Annotated in this window: 22 protein-coding genes; 12 read left to right on the top strand and 10 right to left on the bottom strand. The window is 69.7% G+C overall.

The genetic code is table 11. The features are described from left to right. Positions 1 to 63 precede the first annotated feature (63 nt). Together ABD236_RS10910 and ABD236_RS10905 are read right to left on the bottom strand one after the other, a co-directional pair. Positions 64 to 1092: a cation diffusion facilitator family transporter gene (locus ABD236_RS10910; protein WP_344072956.1), complete on the bottom strand. Its 1029-nt coding sequence runs from the start codon at positions 1090 to 1092 to the stop codon at positions 64 to 66. A 180-nt stretch (positions 1093 to 1272) separates the two neighbouring features. Beyond that, complete coding sequence (locus ABD236_RS10905) at positions 1273 to 2286, bottom strand: ETX/MTX2 family pore-forming toxin (RefSeq protein ID WP_344072954.1); 1014 nt, start codon at positions 2284 to 2286, stop codon at positions 1273 to 1275. A 311-nt stretch (positions 2287 to 2597) separates the two neighbouring features. Here ABD236_RS10905 and ABD236_RS10900 point away from each other — a divergent pair, with 311 nt between their 5' ends. The 3 genes from ABD236_RS10900 to dctA all read left to right on the top strand — a co-directional run bounded on the left by ABD236_RS10900 (position 2598) and on the right by dctA (position 6166). Beyond that, complete coding sequence (locus tag ABD236_RS10900) at positions 2598 to 3482, top strand: LysR family transcriptional regulator (protein ID WP_344074208.1); 885 nt, start codon at positions 2598 to 2600, stop codon at positions 3480 to 3482. 73 nt (positions 3483 to 3555) lie between these two features. After that, positions 3556 to 4617: a tartrate dehydrogenase gene (locus ABD236_RS10895; protein WP_344072952.1), complete on the top strand. Its 1062-nt coding sequence runs from the start codon at positions 3556 to 3558 to the stop codon at positions 4615 to 4617. Positions 4618 to 4795: 178 nt separating this feature from the next. Continuing rightward, the gene (gene dctA, locus ABD236_RS10890) at positions 4796 to 6166 is read left to right on the top strand and encodes a C4-dicarboxylate transporter DctA (RefSeq protein ID WP_344072950.1); all 1371 of its coding nucleotides are present in this window, start codon (positions 4796 to 4798) and stop codon (positions 6164 to 6166) included. 70 nt (positions 6167 to 6236) lie between these two features. On the opposite strand, the gene ABD236_RS10885 is transcribed toward dctA, so the two are convergent. Next, positions 6237 to 7499, bottom strand: coding sequence for an MFS transporter (locus tag ABD236_RS10885; RefSeq protein WP_344072948.1), 1263 nt, complete (start codon positions 7497 to 7499; stop codon positions 6237 to 6239). A 482-nt stretch (positions 7500 to 7981) separates the two neighbouring features. Here ABD236_RS10885 and ABD236_RS10880 point away from each other — a divergent pair, with 482 nt between their 5' ends. From ABD236_RS10880 to ABD236_RS10865, 4 genes are all read left to right on the top strand, one after another. Continuing rightward, positions 7982 to 8413, top strand: a complete 432-nt coding sequence (locus tag ABD236_RS10880) for an STAS domain-containing protein (protein WP_344072945.1) — start codon at positions 7982 to 7984, stop codon at positions 8411 to 8413. 117 nt (positions 8414 to 8530) lie between these two features. Continuing rightward, positions 8531 to 8758, top strand: a complete 228-nt coding sequence (locus ABD236_RS10875) for a DUF5133 domain-containing protein (protein ID WP_344072943.1) — start codon at positions 8531 to 8533, stop codon at positions 8756 to 8758. 95 nt (positions 8759 to 8853) lie between these two features. Then, positions 8854 to 9759 (top strand): isopenicillin N synthase family dioxygenase, encoded by a 906-nt coding sequence (locus ABD236_RS10870; RefSeq protein ID WP_344072941.1) that lies wholly within the window; start codon positions 8854 to 8856, stop codon positions 9757 to 9759. A 270-nt stretch (positions 9760 to 10029) separates the two neighbouring features. Further along, positions 10030 to 10494 carry an STAS domain-containing protein gene (locus tag ABD236_RS10865; RefSeq protein ID WP_344072939.1) on the top strand — a complete coding sequence of 155 codons (465 nt, stop codon included), beginning with the start codon at positions 10030 to 10032 and terminating at the stop codon, positions 10492 to 10494. Positions 10495 to 11033: 539 nt separating this feature from the next. Here ABD236_RS10865 and ABD236_RS10860 read toward each other — a convergent pair. The 3 genes from ABD236_RS10860 to ABD236_RS10850 all read right to left on the bottom strand — a co-directional run bounded on the left by ABD236_RS10860 (position 11034) and on the right by ABD236_RS10850 (position 13303). Then, on the bottom strand, positions 11034 to 11663 hold the full coding sequence (locus ABD236_RS10860; RefSeq protein ID WP_344072937.1) for a TetR/AcrR family transcriptional regulator: 630 nt from the start codon (positions 11661 to 11663) through the stop codon (positions 11034 to 11036). A 534-nt stretch (positions 11664 to 12197) separates the two neighbouring features. Next, positions 12198 to 12563 carry a hypothetical protein gene (locus ABD236_RS10855; RefSeq protein ID WP_344072934.1) on the bottom strand — a complete coding sequence of 122 codons (366 nt, stop codon included), beginning with the start codon at positions 12561 to 12563 and terminating at the stop codon, positions 12198 to 12200. Between the two features lie 80 nt (positions 12564 to 12643). Beyond that, positions 12644 to 13303, bottom strand: coding sequence for a TetR/AcrR family transcriptional regulator (locus tag ABD236_RS10850; RefSeq protein ID WP_344072932.1), 660 nt, complete (start codon positions 13301 to 13303; stop codon positions 12644 to 12646). 188 nt (positions 13304 to 13491) lie between these two features. Here ABD236_RS10850 and ABD236_RS10845 point away from each other — a divergent pair, with 188 nt between their 5' ends. After that, entirely contained in the window at positions 13492 to 14610 is a 1119-nt protein-coding gene (locus ABD236_RS10845) for a serine hydrolase domain-containing protein (RefSeq protein WP_344072930.1), read from the top strand. Positions 14611 to 14652: 42 nt separating this feature from the next. Here ABD236_RS10845 and ligD (ABD236_RS10840) read toward each other — a convergent pair whose 3' ends face one another. The 4 genes from ligD (ABD236_RS10840) to ABD236_RS10825 form a co-directional block, all read right to left on the bottom strand. After that, positions 14653 to 15576: a non-homologous end-joining DNA ligase gene (gene ligD / locus ABD236_RS10840; RefSeq protein ID WP_344072927.1), complete on the bottom strand. Its 924-nt coding sequence runs from the start codon at positions 15574 to 15576 to the stop codon at positions 14653 to 14655. Then, positions 15573 to 16586 carry a non-homologous end-joining DNA ligase gene (gene ligD / locus ABD236_RS10835; protein ID WP_344072925.1) on the bottom strand — a complete coding sequence of 338 codons (1014 nt, stop codon included), beginning with the start codon at positions 16584 to 16586 and terminating at the stop codon, positions 15573 to 15575. The genes ligD (ABD236_RS10840) and ligD (ABD236_RS10835) overlap by 4 nt, the downstream gene beginning before the upstream one ends. Before the next feature lie 5 nt (positions 16587 to 16591). Then, positions 16592 to 17212, bottom strand: a complete 621-nt coding sequence (locus ABD236_RS10830; RefSeq protein ID WP_344072923.1) for a DNA polymerase ligase N-terminal domain-containing protein — start codon at positions 17210 to 17212, stop codon at positions 16592 to 16594. Positions 17213 to 17450: 238 nt separating this feature from the next. Further along, positions 17451 to 18452: a PHP domain-containing protein gene (locus tag ABD236_RS10825; RefSeq protein WP_344072921.1), complete on the bottom strand. Its 1002-nt coding sequence runs from the start codon at positions 18450 to 18452 to the stop codon at positions 17451 to 17453. A gap of 469 nt (positions 18453 to 18921) precedes the next feature. Here ABD236_RS10825 and ABD236_RS10820 point away from each other — a divergent pair, with 469 nt between their 5' ends. The 4 genes from ABD236_RS10820 to ABD236_RS10805 all read left to right on the top strand — a co-directional run bounded on the left by ABD236_RS10820 (position 18922) and on the right by ABD236_RS10805 (position 21264). After that, the gene (locus ABD236_RS10820; RefSeq protein WP_344072919.1) at positions 18922 to 19290 is read left to right on the top strand and encodes a hypothetical protein; all 369 of its coding nucleotides are present in this window, start codon (positions 18922 to 18924) and stop codon (positions 19288 to 19290) included. A 56-nt stretch (positions 19291 to 19346) separates the two neighbouring features. Beyond that, positions 19347 to 19901 carry a cysteine hydrolase family protein gene (locus tag ABD236_RS10815; RefSeq protein ID WP_344072917.1) on the top strand — a complete coding sequence of 185 codons (555 nt, stop codon included), beginning with the start codon at positions 19347 to 19349 and terminating at the stop codon, positions 19899 to 19901. Positions 19902 to 20143: 242 nt separating this feature from the next. Further along, positions 20144 to 21016: an isocitrate lyase/PEP mutase family protein gene (locus ABD236_RS10810; RefSeq protein WP_344072915.1), complete on the top strand. Its 873-nt coding sequence runs from the start codon at positions 20144 to 20146 to the stop codon at positions 21014 to 21016. After that, entirely contained in the window at positions 21013 to 21264 is a 252-nt protein-coding gene (locus ABD236_RS10805; protein ID WP_344072913.1) for a hypothetical protein, read from the top strand. The genes ABD236_RS10810 and ABD236_RS10805 overlap by 4 nt, the downstream gene beginning before the upstream one ends. Positions 21265 to 21294 lie beyond the last annotated feature (30 nt).

The following is a 21294-nucleotide window of genomic DNA, read 5'->3' as shown; positions in this document are numbered from 1 at the left end:
CGGCCACGAGGGTGAGGTCACGAGTACAGGTGAGGTCACGAGTACAGCCCGCGCGGCGCGCGCTCAGTGGTCGTGCGGCTCGTCCCGGTGGACCGGGCCGTGCGCGTTCTCGCAGTGGGAGCCGTCGTCGGCCGCGCCGGGGCGGGCGAGCTGGAGGACGGGTTCCTGGGCGTGGTCGACCTGGAGGGTGGTGTGGGTGATGCCGTAGTCGTCGCTCAGCAGCTCGCCCAAGGCCCGGCGCACGGCGTGGCAGTCGCCGCCGGGCTCGACCAGGACGTGCGCGGACAGGGCGGCCTGGCCGGACGTGATCTGCCAGACGTGCAGGTCGTGCACCTCGACGACAAGGGGCTGGGAGACGAGCCTGTCGCCGAGTGCGTCGGGGTCGAGGCCGGCCGGGGCGGCCTCCAGGAAGATGCGGCCGGAGTCGCGCAACAGCCCGTAGCCGGCCTTGACCATCAGGGCGACGACCACGAGCGTGGCGATGGCGTCGGCGCGGTCGAAACCGGTCAGGACGACGATCAGAGCGGCGACGGCGGTGCCGATGAAGGCGAACAGGTCGTTGAGGATGTGCTGGTAGGCGCCCTCGACGTTGAGAGAGGACCGGTTCGCCTTGGAGATGCACCAAGCGGCGACGACGTTCACCACGATGCCCACGAGGGCGGTGGCCAGCATGAGCCCGCCCTCGACCTCGGGCGGTGAGACGAGCCGGCGCACCGCCTCGTAGGCGAGCCAGACACCGAGCAACAGCAGGGTCAGCCCGTTGGCCTGCGCCGAGAGGATCTCCGCGCGCTTGAGACCGTAGGTGTAGCTGCCCTTGGCGGGCCGGGCCGCCAGCCGCATGGCGACCAGAGCGAGCACGATGGACGCCGCGTCGGTGAGCATGTGCGCCGCGTCGGAGAGCAGTGCCAGCGAGCCGGCGAGGACGCCGATGACGACCTCCACGGCCATGAACGTCGCGATGAGCGCGAGCGCCAGGGCCAGCCAGCGCCGGTCGGCGTCGGCCGAGACCCCATGGGAGTGGCCGCCGTGGCCGCCTTCGGGCCCGTGGCCGCCCTCCGCCCCGTGCTGGTGGTCTTCGTGCCGGTGAGCCATGTCGTGCGTCCTCCCCGTCGTGATGTTGCTTCGCTCGCAGTCAAACGCATGGCCCGGCGATCGGCAAAGGCTGCATTGGTCACCGTTGTCATGCCCGTTAATAGGTCTCTGACCTGCGGATATCTGCCGACCCCGGCGTCGCGGGCCACACACGGTGTTTAACTGAAAGTAAAGGAGTGATCACCCGTGGTGGGCGGCGGGTTTTCCGACCGGCAGCGTGTACGTGTACGACCGGGGTGCCGCAGGAACGGGCCGGGAGCCGTCCGGCTCGTCCGTGACCTTCACGGTGAAGTAGGAACCGTGCGCGGCCGTGTACGTGCCCAGTCCGGGTACAGCGACGGTGTGGTGGTCGCTGAGGTACATGCCCGGCGGCAGCGGTACGGCGTTGAGCGCTGTGTCGTAGACGGATTCGGTCTTGTTCGAGACGACGTGGCCGGGGGCGCATCCACCGCTCGCGTCATTGCAGTCCGTACGGGTCACCACGCGCTGGAAACTGCCGTCGAGGTCGCCCTTGAGGTTCACCAGGCCGGTGGATTTCGTCTGCACCAGCGCGATGGTGACGACGGCGGTGGTGTGCGCGGGCACCGCAATCTGCTGGGCGTTGGCCGTGTAGGTCTGGTCGTCGGTCTGTGTATGGGTGTGGGTGTCGCCCCAGGTCCAGGTGGTGGTGAACTCGTCGCCCCCGGTGAAGAACTCTCCCAGTTTCACCTGCGCCGACACCGTGTTGGACCCGCCGAACTGCTTGGTCACCGAGGTGGAGACGCTGTCGGTGACCGTCTTGGTGTAGCTCTGGGTGGTGAGGGACTGCGGCTGGTCGGTGCTGTTGGTCAGTCGTGCGGTCCCGACGAACCAGGTGTCCCCGAGGGTGGTGGTCGGTTCGCCGTCCGGCGTCACCTGGAGATGGGAGAAGGTGACTCCGGAGGCGTCGTTCGACACCTTGACGTGGCTGGTGGTGGGGATGTTGGCCCTGCCCCACTGATAGGTCCAGTGGTGGTTGTCCCAGGTGGAGATGTAGTTCTTCTCGCTGTCGGCAGTGGCGGTGTCGCCGTACCGTACAAGGTCGTTGAGCAGATCATCGAGGCTGGCGGGGTACGGCACGGGCGCGTGGCCGGCCGCGTGGGCGTCGGCGGGTATCGCGGCCAGTGCGAGAGCCGCGACAGGCACCGCGACGCGGGCGAGATTCTTGTTCCTCATACGGGACTTCACGCTGTTCTCCTTGCATCATCCCGGCTGGGGCCTGGATGTCCAGAGCGGAGCCGGTGGGACGTGACACCCGCAGTCAACGCCGGGGAGAACAGGTTGACCGGCCATTTTGACGACTTGCGTACGGATTACGCACCCGTCATAGCGGACTTTTCACAGCTGCTTGCGCTGGATGCACACACAGTCGTCGGCGGCGGTATCGCCAAGGACGCGGCGTCTCTCAGGGGGAGGGGGTGCCAGAGGCGATCCTTCACGCAACCATGGCCGGGACCCATCGAGACGCCGTGGAGCAGAGGACGTACATGGACATCCGGCAGCTGGAGTATTTCCTTGCCATCGTCGACCGCGGCGGCTTCAACCGGGCGGCCGCCGCTCTGTACGTGTCGCAGCCGTCGCTGTCGCAGGCCGTGCGGGCGCTGGAGCGCGATCTCGGCTCCGAGCTGTTCCACCGCATCGGGCGCCGGGCGGTCCTGACGGAGGCGGGAAGGGCGCTCATCGAGCCCGCCCGGGAGGCCGTGCGGAGTCTGACGACGGCGCGGGCGAGCGTCGCGGCCGTGCATGAGCTGCGAGCGGGTCGCCTGGATGTGGCGTCGATGCCGTCGCAGGCGGTGGAGCCGCTGACGAGCCTGGTGAGCGCCTTCAGCCGCCGGTACCCCGGGGTATCGGTGGCCATCAAGGCGGCGTTCACCTCGCGTGACGTGATCGACATGGTACGTACGGGGGCGGTGGAGTTGGGTCTCCTGGCGTCTTCGGGTCCTGTCGACGGCAAGGAGGTCGTCGCGCATGTGCTGGGGCGGCAGCGGTTCGTCGTGGTGGTGCCGCCCGAGGGCCCGTTCGCGGGCCGGAGCGTGGTGGAGTGCGGGGAGCTGGCGGGTCAGCGGCTGATCGTCGGGCAGCGTGGCACCGGAATGCGCGAATACGTCGACGGGCTGCGGGAGCAGGGCGTCGAGTTCACCGTCGCCGCCGAGACCGAGCACCGCGTCTCGCTGATGCCGCTGGTACTGGCCGGGGTGGGGCTCGCGGTGGTCACGGAGTCCTGGCGGGAGCTCGCCGGGCGGCTCGGCGCCCGCGTCCTGGACATCGAACCGCAGACCACCTTGGACATCGCCCTCGTCAGCCGCCGTGGCGGCCTGTCTCCCGCGGCCGCCGCATTCGTCACGGCCGCCGTGCCGGCCACCGACACCTGATAGGAACGGCTTATCAGGGAGATCCGCTTTGTGTCTTGGACGCCTCGCGGGCGGCCTTGCTGCAATCGACGGCATGACGACCAACCACCGCATCGCGTTGATCCCCGGCGACGGCATCGGCGCCGAGGTACTGCCCCCCGCCCAGCAGGTCCTCGACGTGATGGCCCGCCGCTACGGCTTCAACCTGTCCTACACGTCCTACGGAGACTGGTCGTGCGAGCGGTATCTGCGCGAGGGCGCCATGATGCCCGCCGACGGCATCGACCAACTGCGCGACAAGGACGCGATCCTGCTCGGCGCGGTGGGATATCCGGGGGTGCCCGACCACGTCTCCCTGTGGGGGCTGCTGATCCCGATCCGGCGCGGCTTCCGCCAGTACGTCAACCTCCGGCCCATCCGCGTCTTCGAAGGCATCGACAGTCCGGTGCGCCGCGCCCGCCCGGGCGAGGTGGATCTCGTCGTGGTGCGCGAGAACGTGGAAGGCGAGTACAGCGAGGCCGGAGGCCGCCTCAACGCCGGATTTCCCGACGAGATGGCGATACAGGAGACGGTGTTCACCCGGGCCGGCGTCACCCGCGTACTGGACTACGCCTTCATGCTCGCCTCCCGGCGCACGGGTCGGCTGACCTCGGCGACCAAGTCGAACGGCATCGTGCACACCATGCCGTTCTGGGACCAGCTCGTCGCCGAGCGGGCCGCCTCGTTCGCCCAGGTCGCCTGGGACCAGGAGCACATCGACGCGCTGGCGGCCAAACTCGTCCTCGAACCGGCCCGCTTCGACGTCGTCGTCGCCTCCAACCTCTTCGGCGACATCCTCAGCGACCTCGCGGCCGCGGTCGCCGGATCCATCGGTATCGCCCCGGCGGCCAACCTCAACCCCGAGCGCGAGTTCCCCTCGATGTTCGAGCCGGTGCACGGCTCCGCGCCCGACATCGCGGGCCGGGGCATCGCCAACCCCCTGGGCGCGATCTGGGCCGCGGCCATGATGCTCGACCACCTCGGCCATCCGGCCGCGGCCAGGGACATCACGGACGCGATCGCCTCGGTCCTGGCCAAGACCGACACCCGCACTCCTGACCTGGGCGGAACCGCGACCACGGCCGAGTTCACTGAGAAACTGATCGAACTCCTCTGAACCGCTTCCCCTACGGTCGGCGGCGGCAACGGCGTCCTTCGCCTCGACTTCGGGCACGCCCGCCGGCTTCCGGGTACGCCCGGACCCCCACCTCCCCGTCCCGTACCTCCCTGTCCCGCCGCCTCGCGGGGACCGTTCCGTGTCCCAGTTGCCCCGTTCCTCACCGAGGAGAAACGCCATGGCAGCACTCGCATCCCCCGCCTCCGCCTCCGCCCATGACGACCCCGCCCACCGCCCCTGGTACAAGCAGCTCTACTTCTGGATGCTGACCGCCATCGTCAGCGGCATTCTCACCGGCTGGCTGTGGCCCTCGGGCGGAGCTGCGCTGGGGCCGGTCGGCACGACCTTCGTCGCGGCCATCAAGATGCTCATCGCCCCGGTCGTCTTCCTCACCATCGTCGGCGGCATCGCCAGTGTCGACAGCCTCAAGCGTGTGGGCCGCGTGGGACTGAAATCCCTGCTCTACTTCCAGGCGGGCACGCTCGCCGCCCTGCTCGTGGGACTGGTCGCCGTCAACGTCTTCCAGCCCGGAGCCGGGGTGCATGCCCACCCCGGCGACCTCCGCCTGACGGGTGATGCCGGACAGTACGTCAAGGAGGGTGAGAGCCAGGAGTGGTGGCACTTCCTGACGGACGCCGTGCCCACCAGCGCCGTCGGTGCCTTCGCCGAGGGCAACATCCTTCAGGTCATCTTCTTCTCCGTACTCTTCGGCATCGCGCTGAAGGCGGTGGGACCGTTGGGTGAGCCCCTCGTGGACGGTGTCCACCGCCTCACCGCTGTGGTCTTCAAACTCCTGCACTTCGTGATGCTGGCCGCTCCCGTAGGGGCGTTCGGCGCCATGGCCTTCACCATCGGTACGTACGGAATCTCCACCCTCACCAGCCTCGGCCGGCTCCTCGGGCTCTTCTACGGAACGTCCGCGTTCTTCGTCGTCTTCGTCCTGGGCGCGGTCACCGCCGCCCTCAGGATCAACATCTTCCGGCTGATGCGATATCTACGGGAGGAGTTCGTCCTCGTCCTGGGCACCTCGTCCTCCGAAAGCGCCCTGCCCCGGCTGATGGTGAAACTGGAAAACCTCGGTGTTCCCCGTGACATCGTCGGCCTCACCGTCGCCACCGGCTACACCTTCAACCTCGACGGCAGCTCCCTCTACCTGTCCCTGGCTGCCGTCTACATCGCCCAGGCCACCGACACCCCGCTGAGTGTCGGCCAGCAACTCGGTCTGCTCGCCGTGATGATCCTGACCTCGAAGGGATCCGGAGGCGTCACCGGCGCCGGCTTCATCGCGCTCGCCGCCACCCTTTCCACCGTCGGTACCGTCCCGGCCGCCGGGATCATGCTCATCTTCGGCATCGACAAGTTCATGTCCGAATGCCGCGCCCTGACCAACCTCGCCGGCAACAGCGTGGCCACGCTGGTCGTCGCCCGCTGGGAGAACGCCCTGGACACCGAACGCGTCAACGATGCCCTGCGCACGGCCAAGAACCGCTCCGAACCGCCGGCGAAGGAGCCCGCCGGTTCGTCCGTGACACTGCCGACGCAGGCCTGAAACCGTGCGGGAGGGGGCGGGTTTGGTGGGCCGGACGGGCCACGGGCCCAGGGTCTGGCTGTGGTGGCCGTCATGCGACAGTCCGCGCAGACCTGGAGGACAGAGGTTCGTCGCTGGGCCACAGGGTCAGGCCGCGCACCTGGGGCAGGGCCAGGGGGAGGAGCGCGGCGGTGATGAGCAGGACCGCGGCCGTCGCGAGGGTGGTGTGTAGCCCGAGCGCGAGGGTCACGGGCCCGGTGGCGAGGTAGGCGACGGGGACCGGGAGCATCTGGCCGAGTGTCAGGTACGAGAGGGTCCGGCTGAGGCGGTCGCCGGGGATGTGTTCCTGGAGGAGCGAGGCCCACACCACCATGGCGGCCTCCAGACCCGTGCCTGCCACGAGGAAGGCGGCTACCAGCACGGGCAGCGGCATGCGGGCAGCTATCACGGCAAGGGGCAGGGCAAGGGTGCCCGTTCCGACACATACGAGGAGACCGGCCGAGGACGGCTTCCGCACCAGCGCCAGTGCGGCTCCAGCGACCAGGCCACCGGTGAACGCGGACCCGACCACGCCCCAGGCGCCGGCTCCGCCGAGGACTCGCATCCCGTACACCGGGCCCAGTATCTGGTAACCCGCCAGCCAGATGGAGCCGGTCAGAGCGGCTTGGCACACCATGACCGCCAGCCACCGCCTGTGCCACACCTCGTGCCAGCCCTGGCTCAGTTCCGCGCGGAGGCCCGCGCGCAGCCAGACCGCTGTGGGTACCACCGCGCCCGGTCGTGTGACCAACGGGGTTGCCCCGATCCGCGCGAACAGCAGCGCGGACACCGCGAAGGTGATCGCGTCCCATCCGAGCGCCCACGCCGGGCCGGCGGCGCCCACGAGCGCACCTCCCAGTGCCGGGCTGCTCATTTTCCCCACGTTCTGGCCGAACTTGAGCAGCGCGTTGGCAGTGTGCCGCTGTCCGGCGGGTACGACCTGGACGACGTTGCCCTCGGCCGCCGGAGTGAAGAACGCGCTCGCGGCACCGCACACCCCCGCCATGAGCGCGAGCTGCCACGTCCGGACGGTGCCGGACCAGATCAGGCCGGCGGCCGCCGCTTCCGCGAGTGCGCAGACGAGGTTCGACCACACCATCACCCGACCGCGTGCGTGGCGGTCGGCGATCACACCGCCGACTGGTAGGAGGGCGATCTGCGGCAGGACACCGACCGCGAGCACGGCGCCCAGGGCCGTCGGGTCGCCGTCGATGGCGAGGGCGGCGAAGGCGAGGGCCAAAGGGGCGACGGCCGATCCCGTCCACGACAGCAGGCACCCGAGCAAGTGCAGCCGGAAGCCGCGATGACCGAGCAAACCAGCAGCGCCCTGCAACCGCGTCCTCCACCCGCCCCCTCCGCCGGGGGCCCCGCGCTGACCGGTCCCCCTCCCCGCTGCCCGACGTACGCGGTACAGACGCCGAGAACCGGGTGACTGGCACAGACTCTAGGACAGCATGTCGTCGGCGAGTGGAGGACGCGCCAGGCTCCGCGCGGCGGCACCTACCATGCCGGCCATCGCGTTTCGCAGTACACGGGCTGTCTCGGTATCCGCAAGCACGGGGACGTTGCCAAGGCTGTGACTGGCTGGTCGCCGCTGTTCCGGGAGGTCGTGAATGAGCGTACGGTGGACACAGCCGTTGGTGTCCACCGCGCTGCTGCGTCCCTCCCCGTGCGGGTGGGGCGCCTCGGGTACGGTCTCCTCAACCGCGTGGCCCCGCCGAGAGGGCCGCGCGCTTCCTTCCCGGCAACGCCCTGCGGAAGGGGAGCAGCTCCCCTTCCAACCCGGGACGGCATCCGATGGTCAACCCCTCCCATCCCTACAGCCGACGCGTCGTCCTGCCCGGCCCCGGGGTTCGTGCCCCAGCCTGTACGGTCCCCGACCGCGAGGCGGCCCAGATCCTGCGCGTCACGGTGGCCGACGAACGGGGCACCGCACTGGTGCGCGTCATGGGGGAGGTGGACATCGAGGCCGTCCCGCTGCTGGACGACGTGCTGCATCCCAGCGGCGCGCAGCGGATCATCGTCGACCTGTCGGGTCTTGCCTTCGGTGACTGCATGTTGCTGTCGGTCCTGCTGCGAGCCCGTCAGCGTACGGAGTTGACCCTCGTCGGCCCCTTGCCTGCCGCCGTACAGCGTCTGTTCGACCTCACGGACACGACAAGCGCGTTCACCATCACGAGCAGTGTCGGGGAAGCCCTGGACGTGCGACGGCGACGCGGCGCGGCCTGACACTGTTGTCCACTCGTCGGTACGGGAGTCGGTACGGGGAGGGAATACCGCCGCAAGTCGTGGGCACAAGGCTGGCACATGTAGAGATCACGTAGTAGTGACGAGGGAGGCTTCTTCATGCTGATGGCGCACCCGGTGGTCCTGAACAAGCTGGTCGAGCAGTACCTGACGCTGCGCGTCCTGGACGCCGAGGAGGGTACGGAAGCCGCGCGTCAGCGCATGAACGACGTCGCGTACTCCTTGTGCATCGCGACGGGCACGGGTGACGTGGACGCCGCCCTCATCGCCGCGCGTCATCATCTGCCCGGTGCCCGCCCGACGGACGACTCCCTCCTCGCCGCCTGAACGCGGCAGCCGAGGTCTGGGCGTACCCCGGGGACAGGTCCCTGCGGTAATGGGCCCGAGTTTGCGGAGTGGACGGGGTGGGGGAGACCTTGCGCGTGGACCTCATTCCGACCATCGATCTGAGCGCCCCCGACCCGGCCCGGATCGACGGCGCGCTCCAGAACGCCGGCTTCCTCCTGGTCACCGGCCACGGCATCGATCCGTCGCTGCCCGCCGCCATTCGTGACACCGCCCGAGGCTTCTTCCGCCTGCCCGGTCCGGTCAAGCAGCCCTACGCGGTGAAGGTGGGCGGAAGGGGCTGGCTGGGCCCGGGGGCCGAGGCCAACGGTTACGCCGAGGGCACCGAAAGCCCGCCCGACCTGAAGGAGTCTCTCTCCTTCGCCGCAGAGCATGCCGCCGAGCATCCCACTGGGATGGCACCTGTCGATGCCGACTGGTTCGCGCCGAACGTCTGGCCCGGCGAGATCCCGGCCCTGAGACCGCTGTTGGAGGACTACCTTCGCGCGATGCGGGCGCTCTCCGAGCGGCTGCTGGAACTGCTGGCCGTCGCTCTCCAGCGCCCCGAGGACTTCTTCACCCGGCACACCACGCACCCCACATGGGGGTTCAACATCAACTGGTATCCCGGTACGGACACCGTCGGGGTCGCGCAGCCGGGCCAGTTCCGGATCGGCCCGCACACCGACTTCGGTACGGTGACGGTCCTGGACCGGCAGCACGGCAAGGGCGGGCTCCAGGTCTTCGTCGACGGGCACGGCTGGCAGGACGCCCCGTACGACCCGGCCGCTCTGACCGTCAACATCGGCGATCTGATGGCCCGCTGGTCCGACGGCCGCTGGAAGCCGGGCCGCCACCGGGTGCTCCCGCCGCCCGCCGACGTACCGGCGGAGGAACTGATCTCGCTGGTGTACTTCTACGAGTGCGATCCGGGCACGGACGTACGCGGCATCGATTCGCACGCCTATCTGAGGGCCCAGCTGGACGCGATCACGGCCGACTGAGCGGTGCGGAACGCGAGTTGAATGGTCTGGGGGTGGGTAGACTCCGGGTAGCCGTTGGTGTCCACCGTGCTGGCGCGTCCTCCCCTCACCGGGTGGGGCGGCATTGGGTACGGTCCTCCTCAACGCGTGGCCCCGCCCAGGGCCGCGCGCTTCCTTCCCGGCAATGCCATGCGGAAGGGGAGCAGCTCCCCTCCGTGCCCGGGACGGCCCCAGATGACGCATCCCGACCCCTCCGCACTGCCCACCTTCCTGTCCTCTCCGTGCGCTCCCATGAGTGCTGTTGGCGGGTGCACGGTGCCCGACCGGCGGGCGGCCCGGGTCCTGCGGGTCACGGTCGCCGGGGCGCGGCGCACCGCCCTGGTCCGCGTGTCGGGGGAGATCGACATAGAGACCGGCCGGCTCCTGGAGGACGCTCTGTATCCCGAGGGCGCGGAGCGGATCATTGTGGATCTGTCCGGTTGCGCGTTCGGCGACTGCACGCTGCTGTCTGTGCTGCTGCGGGCCCGACGCCACCTCGAACCGGTCCTCGCAGGCCCGTTGCCCGCTGGGATTCAACGCCTGTTCGACCTCACGGACACCACGAAGGCGTTCACCATCACCTCCGACGTCAGCGAGGCCCTGCTGGTGCAGCGCCACGGCGGAGGTGCCCGAACAAAGTCGCCTTGTTCACCGCACGATGCAGGGATAACCCGTTCAGCCTGCCTCCGCGAGGTGTGTTCCCGGCACGGCGCCTAGGGTCGAATCGACATCTCGGGGATCGTGAGGAGGCTCCCGTGGACCGTCGTGCTACCACAGCCTGCATAGTGCTGGCTTTCGCCTGTTGTGCTCCCATATCCGGGGTCGCCCATGCGCGTGATCTGGACTGCAGTGACTTCCGCTTCCAGGAAGAAGCGCAAGCCGTTTTCGACAGGGATCCCAGCGATCCCAACCGGCTGGATGAGGACCAGGGTCCCGACGACGGAATCGCCTGTGAAGCACTGCCGAGAAGAGGCACCGCCCTCCCCACGCCTGCGTCTGTCACCCCGAGCGCGATACCGGTGCGCGGCACCCAGGGTGGGATGGGAGGCACTTCGGAGCCCGGCAGCCTTGAGATCGCGGTAGGGGCGGTCCTGGTGACGGGCGCCGCCGGTGTTGGGTACATGGTCTTGAGGCGACGGCGCCGCACGTGAGTGCGCTTGATGACCAGTGCGCCAGGCCGCTTCGGCTTGCCAGACCGCCAGACCGCCAGACCGCCAGTCCAACGAGCGACAGGGCGGAGACATGGCCGGTTCTGGTCAGGATTGTGGGCGCTTCCCGCTGATCACGGCGTCCAGCCGGTCGATGTCCATGGGGGGCCGGGAGAAGGCGAGGTCGGGGTTGGCGAGGCCTGCCAAGGCGATATTCAGGTGGCGCTCCCAGGCCTCGGGGGCCAGGGACCCGGTGATGTCGATGATGCCGCGCATGGCCCAGACGATGGCGCCGATGTCGGCCACGTCGGTATCGGGGTGGACATGGCCGGCCGCCTTGGCGGTGGCCAGCAGTTCGGTGATGATCGCGTAGATGTGGTGGCGCTGCTCGGGCAGGGACATCTCCCTGAAGGCGTAGGGCAGGACGCTGCGGCTGGTGGCCAGGTGCAGGCCGACCGTCCGCAGGAAGTACGGCAACTGCTGCTCGGCGGGCAGCGCCCGGGCTTCCTGCGCCCTTTGCAGGAGACCGTCGAAGAAGGCGGCGGCCAAGGCCAGCAGCAGCGCGTCCTTGGTGGGATAGCGGCGGTAGAGCACCGTCGGCGAAACCCCGACCGCGCGGGCGATCTGCGCCATGGACGCTTGGGGATGCAGGTCCCGCAGGGCGCGGCCGACCTGCTGCAACAGCTGCTCGCCGTCGTCCGCCCCATCGGGAGCAGGGATGTCTTGTGGGCCGGGCACACGTCCTCCTTCGGCAGGCTGTCGGCTGTCGTCGTGCGAAAGCGGGCGGCCTGCTTCCTCGTTCGTGATCCCCAGGCTCTCTCATCAGGCGGTGGACAGCTCAGGATTGGGCTGACGGGGGGCGTGGAACGGGGCGCGAGCGAGCGGAGTCAGCGCGAGAGAGGGGCTTTTTCTGGGCCCCGGGACCCAGGCAGGCCCCGGGACACAGGCCGAGGAAGAACCGTGGCGGACGGTCAGGAACCGGCCGGGGTCCAGCGGCGCCGCTGGCAGGACACCTGTCCCGCACATCCGGGCCGGTACGGCGAGGGGCCGCCCGACCCCGCCGTCCGGGCGACCGCCGCGTTCCGCCTGCGCCGCCGCGTCCCGGCAGCGCAGGCCCGTGGCATACAGGAGCCGGGCCGCGCGGCGGTCAGACGGGCGCAGGGGCGCCGAGCAGCACGGAACGGCACGAGCCGTCGGCTCAGCGGTGGGTGAGGTTCCGTCAGTTCCGCCGACCGGGTCCGTGCCGCGTAATGAGCGTCTCTTCTTGGTGCGTCAGCGGGGGCTGTCGGAGTACGTGAAGTCGCCGATGGTCCAGGCACTGACGTCCGCGATGGCCACGCGGTACATTCCGCCGGTTTCCGGGATCCCTACCGAGCCCTGCAGAATGCGGGCCAGATGGAAGTGCAGATGTGTGGGCGGCCCCTCTTTGCGTGGGGCGGCGGTGAACACGGTGGAGAAGTCGCTCAGGCGGGCCGAGTCGGCCAGAACCTCCGACACCCGCTGCCTCCAGACGGCTTCGGCAGCCAGCCGCCCCGTGATGACGGCACCGCCGGCGACCACGGTCAGAGACATTTGATTGCTGTGCCCGGACTCCACCAGGCCGGCGATGTTGACAAGCAGTTCGTCAGGCTTCGACACGAGCGATGATTTTAGTCAACGGCGGAGTGGTCAGGTCAAGCAGGGGTCCTGCGCGGACGCCCCCCGAGCGAGCCGACCGGCTAGCCCGGACTGATGGCGGCCTCGATGTCGGCGAGTTGGGCGGCGAGGATCTCCTCGAACGCGGCACGGCGGTCCGCCCCGAGGGGGGGTACCTCACGGCCGAAGTGGGCGAGGGCGGGGAAGCGCTCGGGGTCCGCGCCGAGTACCGCCACGCGGAAGTGCTCCATGCCCTGGTCGTGCTCCTCCTGGGTGGCCGCACTGGCCCCGGCCTCGGAGGTGATCAGCGCGGCGACCAGGACCGCGATCCGGTGGTAGCGCACCGGGATCTCCTCGTCGGGCAGACCCGACGCCCGCAGCGCCTGCAGGATTTCTTCCATCACCAGCCGGGAACCGGTGCCGCCTGAGGCGTAACGACCCCAGACCGCGGCGAGCTGGGGCTGCTGGCCGAAGGCGTCTCTTATGCGCAGGGTGAGGGCCGTGATGCGCTGCTTCCAGTCCCCCTCGGGCCGGTGGCCGTCCATGGCGGCCAAAAGGATCCGGTCGGCGAGCGCGCGCAGCAGCTCGGTCTTGCTGCGGAAGTGCCGGTAGAGGCTGGAGGAGTCGGTCCCGAGGGCCGCGGCCAGCTTGCGCACGCTGAACGAATCCGCGTCGCTCGTACGGAGCAACTCCGCCGCCGTATCCAGGATCTCTTCGGTCGACCAGCGCCTTCGCCCTGCCATCGTGCTCCTCTCGCAGGATCTCAGCCTAGCCTATGCACTTGGTGTTGCACGCACCGCGTGCATAATGAGGACACGAGCTTGCTGGGCGGCCCGCCAGGAGCCGGGCCGCCCTGCCGTGCGCGCCCTGGCATCCGAGGTCGAACGCCTGGTGCGGAGCTCACCCTGGGGAAGCCGAAAGGACGCATGAAGTGAAGAACGCACTGGATTGCGCAGCGCTGGACGCGGCCATCGAAGCCGTGCACCGCGCCGGGATGCCGGGTCTGTTCGCCGAGGTACGCGATGGCGACCAGGTGTGGCGCGGCGCTGCGGGAGTCGCCGATGTCACCACCAACCGGCCCGTCACCGCCGACATGCGGCACCGCGTCGGCAGCATCACCAAGACCTTCACCGCCGTGGCGGTGCTCCAGCAGGTCGAGGCCGGGCGGATCGGACTCGACACACCGATCGGCCACTACCTTCCCCAGCTGGTCCCGGGAGAGCGCGGCGAGGCGATCACGGTCCGGATGCTGATCAATCACACCAGCGGCTTCGCCGAGTACCTCCCCTATGCGTACCCCTCCCTCAAGGCTTACCCGGTCCTCGCGGACACCCGGCCCGAGAGCCTGGACGACCACCGGTTCACGCGGTTCGACACCCTCGAACTGATCGAGATGGGGGTCACCGCACCTGCCGTCACCGCCCCGGGCGGCACACCGGGGGTGTACTCCAACACCAACTACCTGCTTCTCGTCCCGCTTCTGGAACAGGCGACGGGCACCACGGCCGAGCGGTACATCACCGAGAACGTGATCGAGCGCGCCGGACTCCATGACACCGCGTTCCCCACCGGACCGTACGTCGACGGACCGCACTCGCTGCTCTATGAGGCATGGTTCGGGATGATCGACCCGCCGCGCGACTACAGCGTCTACGACATGTCATGGGTGGGCCCGTCGGCCTCGCTGATATCGACCGTCTCCGACCTCAACCGCTTCTACCGCATGCTGCTGGCCGGGGAGATCATCAGTCCGTCGTCGCTGGCGCAGATGCAGCGCACCGTCCCCGTCATCTCCCAGGAGGGAAAGACGATCGACTACGGCCTCGGCCTGCACCCGGTGGAGATTCCCGGCCAGGGCACCTTCTGGGGCCACGGCGGCACGGTCTGGGGTGGCGGAGCGCTGGCCATGACCAGCGCCGACGGCACGCGGCAGCTGGCCGTCGCGGTGAACATGCAGAGGTGGAACAGGCTCGACTCCTCGGGCGAGCCGCAACCGCATCCCATCGACGACGCACTCGCGGCTCTGTACGGCGTGGCGCTGTCCGGCTGACGGGCCGCTTCACGGAGCCCTCACTGAGCACTCACGGAGCACTCACGGAGTCTCTTCTCTCAGGAGTGCGCGGGCCCTTCGGAGGGAACGGGGGCGGGGAGGGTTCCTCCAGGGGTCGTCCGCCAGCAGGCCGTCGATGGTGGAGAGAGTCCAGCGGCGGGCGGTCAGGTCGGGATCGTCGAGGTCGCTCCAGGCCAGCGGGGCCGCTACGGGGGCGCCGGGGCGGGCCCGGACGGCGTACGGAGCGACCGCGGTCTGGGCGTAGGCGTTGCGCCCGATGTCGAGGTAGAGGCGGCCGTGGCGGGCCTTCTTGCGGGCCTCGGTGGTGAACCGGTCGGGTTGGCGGGCGGCCAGGACGTCGACGACATCGCGCGCGAAGGCACGCACGTCCTCGAAAGGCGTACGGCGATCGAGGGCGACGACGACGTGCAGTCCGCGGGAGCCCGTGGTCATGAGCAGCGAGGGCAGTCCCAGTTCGTCCAGGAGTCCGTGGAGGGCGAGCGCGGCGTCCCGTACCAGGGAGAACTCCTCGCCGGGCGGATCGAGGTCGAACACCAGCCGGTCCGGGTGGTCGGGCTGGTCGGCTTTGGACAGGAAGCGGTGCGGGGTGGTGCATGCCTGATTGGCGAGGTGCAGGAGGGTGGCGGTGTCGTCGCAGATCAGATAGGTGACGGTGCCGTTCTCCTTGGGCAGCTCGGCGCGGTGGACCCAGTCCGGGAAGTGGTCCGGGACGTCCTTCTGCATGAAGGCGGGTCCGTCGATCCCGTCCGGGTGCCGTTCCAGCATGAGTGGGCGTCCGCGCAGGTGGGGCAGCATGCGCTGGGCGACCGTGCGGTAGTAGTCGGCGAGGTCGGCCTTGGTGATGCCGTCGGCGGGGAAGAGGACCTTGTCCGGGCGGCTGATCTCGACGGTGCGGCGGCCGACCCGTACGCGCTCGGGCGGCGTGGGCGGCTTCTTCGGGGTCATCGGGTCCTCCCGGCCGGTTGCTCACGGACCACCTTGTGCGGCGGTATGTCGTCGCGCAGCCCCAGGTAGCGGGGGTGGCGCAGCAGGCCCGCGGTGGTCCACTCGGTGAAGGCGACCTGCGCGACCAGCTCGGGGCGCACCCAGTGCACCGCCCGCTCCTGGACCTCGCCGGCGGGCAGCGACGGGTGCTCCTGTTCGAGTTCGTCGAGACGTCGGCGCAGGCTGCGGAGGGTGGCGGTGTCGTAGCCGGTGCCGACCTTGCCGGCATAGCGCAGCCGGTCGCCCTGGTGGTAGCCGAGGAGCAGGGCCCCGAAGCCGACGCGCGTACCGGCCGGTTCGGTGAAACCGCAGATGACGAACTCCTGGTTGCCCGAGCACTTGAGCTTGAGCCAGTCGCCGGACCGGCGGTGGGTGTACGGCCCCTCGGCGCGCTTGGCGATCAGGCCCTCCCAGCCGCGGGCGCACGCCTCGTCGAGGAGAGCGGGACCGTAGCGGTTGCGGTGCGGGGTGAAGCGCAGTGGCGCGCGGAAGGTGAAGGTGTCGCGCAGCAGTGCCTTCCGGTCGCGCAGGGGCAGCCGGGTGGTGTCGTAGCCGTCCAGGCGCAGGAGGTCGAAGAGGTAGTACGTGACGTGGACGGCGCTCGCGCTCACGGCTCGGGGGGTGGTGAGCCCCATGCGCTGTTGCAGGAGGGCGAAGTCGGTACGGCCGCGCCGCAGGGCGACCAGTTCGCCGTCCACCGCGAAGTCGGGGCAGTCCTGGGCCGCGAGCGCTTCGACGACCTCCGGGTAGGTGGCGTTCAGTGGTCTTCCGCTGCGGGACAGCAGTCGGACTTCTGTCTGATGGCGGAAGGCGAGCACTCGGACGCCGTCCAGTTTCCGTTCGAAGATCCAGCCTTCGCCGAAGTCACGGCGTGCGCTGAGGGTGGCGAGCATGGGGGTGCCCGGCGCGGCGCGTGCCGGGCGCAACAGGTGCCGCTCGGCCTGCGGAAGCCGGTCCAGGGCCGGGGTCACGGTAGTCACCCGGCTCTGGGGCGTGCGTCGGCGGCGACCTGGTTCAGGGTCCGGCCGGTGCGGGCCGACCGCGCCCGCCGGGGGTCGGGTGTGCCGGTGGAGGAGGCCCGTTCGTCGGCGTGCTTGACCAGCAGCCAGGCCTCCTTGCCACTGTTCCTGGTGTCCCGGATGCGGGTGAGGGAGTAGCCGCCGTGCAGCTTGCGGCCGTCGAGCCGGAACGAGGCGTGTCCCTGCTCCAGCGCCTCGGCGAGCGGGACCTCGTGGCCGTCGGGGCCGGTGGTCGCGTTGCGGTAGGTGCCGTGGTCCCAGACGATCACCGTTCCACCGCCGTACTCGCCTTCGGGGATGGTGCCTTCGAAGTCGCGGTAGGCCAGTGGGTGGTCCTCGGTCGGGGTCGCGAACCGTTTGTCGTGCGGGTCGGTGGACGGGCCCTTGGGTATGGCGAAGGACTTGAGCACGCCGTCGGCCTCCAACCGGAAGTCGAAGTGCATGCTGCTGGCGTCGTGGATCTGGACGACGTACGAGGGTTGCTCCTCGGACGGCTCCTCGCCGCGTCCCTCGGGCTCGGCGGTCTTGGAGAAGTTGCGCCGTCGGTGGTAGCGGGCCAGGGATTTCTCCGCTGCCATCGCGTCCTCCTCACGCCGTCCGGCGGGATGTCCTACCTACGCGGCTACCCGGTTTCGCCGCTGTGATCCGTAGTGCGCCTTCCGTTTCCCATGCTGGGGAGCCTTCCCATGCTGGGGGAGCCCGCTGTCGACCACCGACTACGGCGGCTGGTTCGTCCGGTCGCACGGGGCGGCCCTCACTCGCTTGGAGGAGGCAGCGGCCCCGTCGGCGGGGCGATGAGCGAGGGTGCCGGTGGTTTCACCGCGGGCCGCTCCTGCTGGTCAGCAGCCGGGCGAGGGACCACGTGGTGATCAGCCGGTCCGCGCCCAGGCCGACGCGTGCCGCACGTGCGTAGCCCGTGCTCTGCCAGTGCAGCTGTTCGGGAGCGTGGGCGTCGGTGTCCACGGCGAACCGACAACCTGCGGCGGCCGCCTGTTCGAGCAGGTCGTCCGGGGGGTCGCGCCGTTCGGGCCGGCAGTTGATCTCCACGGCGGTACCGGCCTCCGCGCAGGCCCCGAAGACGGCCTCCGCGTCGAAGCGGGACTGGGGGCGGCCTCGGCCGGTGATGATCCGCCCTGTGCAGTGCCCCAGTACGTCGACGCGCGGATTGCGTACCGCGGCCAGCATGCGGGTGGTCATGGGCTCGGGTTCCGAGCGGAGCTTGGAGTGCACGGACGCCACGACGATGTCGAGCCGGTTCAACAGGTCTTGGTCCTGGTCGAGTGAGCCGTCGTCGAGGATGTCGCACTCGATGCCGGTGAGCAGCCGGAAATCCGGGCCCATCCTGGAGTTCACGGCGGCCACGACCTCCAGCTGGCGTGCGAGCCGCTCGGGGCTCAGCCCGTGGGCGATCGTCAGCCGGGGCGAGTGATCGGTCAGAACGGCCCACCGGTGGCCCAGAGCGTGGGCCGCTTCAGCCATGTCCTCGATCGGGCTCCCGCCGTCCGACCAGTCGGAGTGCAGGTGGCAGTCCCCGGTGCTCGCGGCGGCCAGGTCCCAGCCGGCGCAGGCGGCGGGGTCGGCCTCAGCCAGCAGGCGGGCGAGGTAGCGCGGTACCGCGCCGGTGGATGCCTGGGAGATCACTTCGGCGGTGACCGGGCCCACTCCGCGCAGCTGACCGGCCTGGGCGGCGTCCACCGGGCCCGGCGGCAGGTCACGGACGGCGTCGGCAGCCGTGTGGAAGGCCCGTACCCGGTACGGGGACGCCCCGCGCCACTCGAGGAGGAAGGCGATCCGGCGCAGTGCCTCGTCCGGGGTCATGGCAGTGGAGTTCGGCCAGTGGCGTTGACGATCTGGCCGGGGATATGCACGGCTACGGCTATGGCTACGTACGCCGGACGCCCGGTGGCGGCCACGCCTCCGACGAAAGACTCGGCCTCCTCGTACGTGCGCGGCGCCGTCCGGACAGGCTGCACGTCGGCCCTGGTCAGCCGCCCGATTTCCCCGGCCGCACAGCTTCGGTGTTCCTCCTCGGCGGATGTCACGAGCAGGTCGAGACCACGCTCGGCGAGGGGCCGGGCGAGCTCGGACCCGATCCCGCTGGACGTGCCGGTCGCAGCCGCAAGTTCTCGGTCACGGGTCATGTTCCACGTCTACCCATTCTGGACAAAACATGCCAAGGGTAGGCGTCGCCCCGAGTCGTGTCTGGCGTGGCCGACGCGCGGGACCGTGACCGAGGCAGCAGACTGCCTTCACCGACGCCACGTCCTCCCCGGATGAAGGACTTCCCATGCTGCTGACCCATACCTTCGACGACGGTGTACTCGTCGTGCGTCTCGCGCCTGCCCTGGCCGTACGCCACCGGGCAGCCGTGACGCTGGCCGTCGAGGAGCTGCTGCAAGCCCACCGTCCGGCTCACTTGGTGGTGGCGGCCGACCACGTGTGGACACCGGCTGTCTTCAGTACGGTGCTCCGTGCCCACCGGGCAGCCCAGCAGCACGGCGTCGGCTTCGCCCTGGTGACGACGTCGCCGACCGCCGCCGACCAGCTCGTCTTGAACACCTCCGGCCCTTGCCGCGTCTACCCCTCACTGGCTGAGGCACTGTCCGAGGCGCGCTGCCGGCCCGCCGCGCCGACGGGGACCGGTCCACGCCCGTGACGGGCTCTCGCGCTGCCGGGGCCCGTCCGCAGGGGCGCGCGGCGGAAGGAGACGGTGTGAAGGGCACCGCCCTGATCGTGATCGACATGCTCAACACCTACGAGCACGAGGACGCAGAGGTGCTGGTGCGGTCCGTCCGCGCAGCCCTCCCGGGCATCGGGGCGCTGCTTGAGCAGGCGAGGGCCGCCGAGGCGCCGGTCGTCTACGTGAACGACAACTTCGGCCGCTGGCGCTCGCACCACGGAGAGATCCTCGAAGCGGCCCTGACCGGTCGCTACGGCGATCTGGTGGAACCGATCGCGCCGGATGAGGAATCCCTGTTCGTCGTCAAGGCTCGGCACTCGGTCTTCTACGAGACACCGCTGGCCTATCTGCTGGGCCAGCTCGGCGTCCACCGGGTGGTGCTGTGCGGGCAGGTGACCGAGCAATGCGTGCTGTACTCGGCTCTGGACGCCCACATCCGGCATCTCGACGTCGTCGTGGCCCTCGACGCGGTCGCGCACATCGATGGCGGCCTCGCCGAGGCGGCCCTGCGCATGATGGAGCGCAACATGTCGGCCGAGCTGCGTCCGAGCGGTGAGATCACCTTCGGCCACCTCCCTTCAGGCTGACGCGTGGGGTTGTCGTGGCGGCAGTGGCTCGGCCGTGGGGGCTGAGCGGAGGTCAACTCCATTTGGCTGTCCGGGGCCAGTGACGTTTCTGTGGTGAACGGCGTAGTCCGTTGGGGTGAGTAAAGGTCTGGTACTTCGACGATCTAGAGAGTCCCCAGAAAGGATCAGGGTCGGGTAAAGCACTGCGTGTCGCAGTGCGCTCCTGCCGTTTGTGTCTTTTCTCCCCACCGAAGGAGCTGACGTTGAGTTACGGGAACAAGCTGCGTGCCCGGATCGCGGAGGCGGGTACCACACCGTTGATCGGCGTGTACGACATGTACTCGGCTTCGGTCGCCGCCGGGCACTATGACGCGATGTTCGTCTCGGGCTTCGGGTTCGCCGCCTCGCACTACGGGCTGCCCGACATCGGCTTCATCGCCTGGCCGGACATGCTGGCCTTCGTTCAGCGGCTGCGCGGAGCCTTCCCCCGGCACGATCTGCTGGTGGACATCGACGACGGTTACGTCGACGTGGAGGTCGCCTGCCACATGGTGCGGGGTCTGGAGCGGATCGGGGCCTCCGGGGTGATCCTCGAGGACCAGAAACGCCCGCGCCGGTGCGGGCATGCGGACGGGAAGCAGGTCCTGCCGCTCCGCGAGTACCTGGACAAACTGGAGGCGGTGCTCGAAACCCGTACGGACATGCTGGTCGTGGCCCGTACGGACGCCACCGAGGAGGCCGACATCCTGCGCCGGGCCGAGGCGCTGGCCGCGACGGACGCCGACGTCGTCCTCGTCGACGGGGTCCGCAGCGTCGAATGGATCCGGCGCATCCGCGAGGTCGTCGGCCGCAAGCCGCTGCTGTTCAACCAGATCGCCGGCGGGAAGTCACCGCGCCTGTCCCTGAGTGAACTGACCGAACTCGGTGTCGACGTCGCCATCTACAGCACACCCTGCCTCTTCGCCGCCCACCGGGCGATGGACACCGCACTGGCCGAACTGCGGCTGGCCGACGGCCGGCTGCCCGACCTGGAAGGTTCCCACGGGGTCGGCGTGGGGGAGGCCACCAGGCTCCTGGCCAAGAACATCGCCCGTCACCAGCCCGTTCCCGCCGTTCCTCAGGGCGCCGGGGTATGAGCGGCGCGCGTCTTCGGGCCGCCGCCTACCTGGCGGTGACCCTGGTCTGCGGCAGCGCGGCACCCGCCGCGCCGGAAAGCCTGATCACTGTCCTCGACAACTCCCATGCCGACTCGATCCTCGAAGTCGACCGCACCGCCAACCTCGAGACCGGCAGCGGCACGGCCGGCAGTGACCACGACGGCAGCGCGGTGGACATGTTCGCCACTTTGATGGACGCCGTACACGCCGAAGACGACCCCCCGTAGGCCGACCGGCCGGCGGTGCGGCCGGTCTCA

The organism is Streptomyces crystallinus, from assembly GCF_039521265.1.
Taxonomy (GTDB): Bacteria; Actinomycetota; Actinomycetes; order Streptomycetales; family Streptomycetaceae; genus Streptomyces; species Streptomyces crystallinus.
Note: the sequence above shows the minus strand (reverse complement) of the source record. Positions and strands in the feature narration are given on the sequence as shown.

Excerpts from the sequence above, each read along its gene's own strand:
- ABD236_RS10910 (WP_344072956.1), bottom strand. The coding sequence starts at position 1,092 with ATGGCTCACCGGCACGAAGACCACCAGCACGGGGCGGAGGGCGGCCAC.
- ABD236_RS10905 (WP_344072954.1), bottom strand. The coding sequence starts at position 2,286 with ATGAGGAACAAGAATCTCGCCCGCGTCGCGGTGCCTGTCGCGGCTCTC.
- ABD236_RS10900 (WP_344074208.1), top strand. The coding sequence starts at position 2,598 with ATGGACATCCGGCAGCTGGAGTATTTCCTTGCCATCGTCGACCGCGGC.
- ABD236_RS10895 (WP_344072952.1), top strand. The coding sequence starts at position 3,556 with ATGACGACCAACCACCGCATCGCGTTGATCCCCGGCGACGGCATCGGC.
- dctA (WP_344072950.1), top strand. The coding sequence starts at position 4,796 with ATGGCAGCACTCGCATCCCCCGCCTCCGCCTCCGCCCATGACGACCCC.
- ABD236_RS10880 (WP_344072945.1), top strand. The coding sequence starts at position 7,982 with ATGGTCAACCCCTCCCATCCCTACAGCCGACGCGTCGTCCTGCCCGGC.
- ABD236_RS10875 (WP_344072943.1), top strand. The coding sequence starts at position 8,531 with ATGCTGATGGCGCACCCGGTGGTCCTGAACAAGCTGGTCGAGCAGTAC.
- ABD236_RS10865 (WP_344072939.1), top strand. The coding sequence starts at position 10,030 with ATGAGTGCTGTTGGCGGGTGCACGGTGCCCGACCGGCGGGCGGCCCGG.
- ABD236_RS10850 (WP_344072932.1), bottom strand. The coding sequence starts at position 13,303 with ATGGCAGGGCGAAGGCGCTGGTCGACCGAAGAGATCCTGGATACGGCG.
- ligD (WP_344072927.1), bottom strand. The coding sequence starts at position 15,576 with ATGACCCCGAAGAAGCCGCCCACGCCGCCCGAGCGCGTACGGGTCGGC.
- ABD236_RS10830 (WP_344072923.1), bottom strand. The coding sequence starts at position 17,212 with ATGGCAGCGGAGAAATCCCTGGCCCGCTACCACCGACGGCGCAACTTC.
- ABD236_RS10825 (WP_344072921.1), bottom strand. The coding sequence starts at position 18,452 with ATGACCCCGGACGAGGCACTGCGCCGGATCGCCTTCCTCCTCGAGTGG.
- ABD236_RS10820 (WP_344072919.1), top strand. The coding sequence starts at position 18,922 with ATGCTGCTGACCCATACCTTCGACGACGGTGTACTCGTCGTGCGTCTC.
- ABD236_RS10805 (WP_344072913.1), top strand. The coding sequence starts at position 21,013 with ATGAGCGGCGCGCGTCTTCGGGCCGCCGCCTACCTGGCGGTGACCCTG.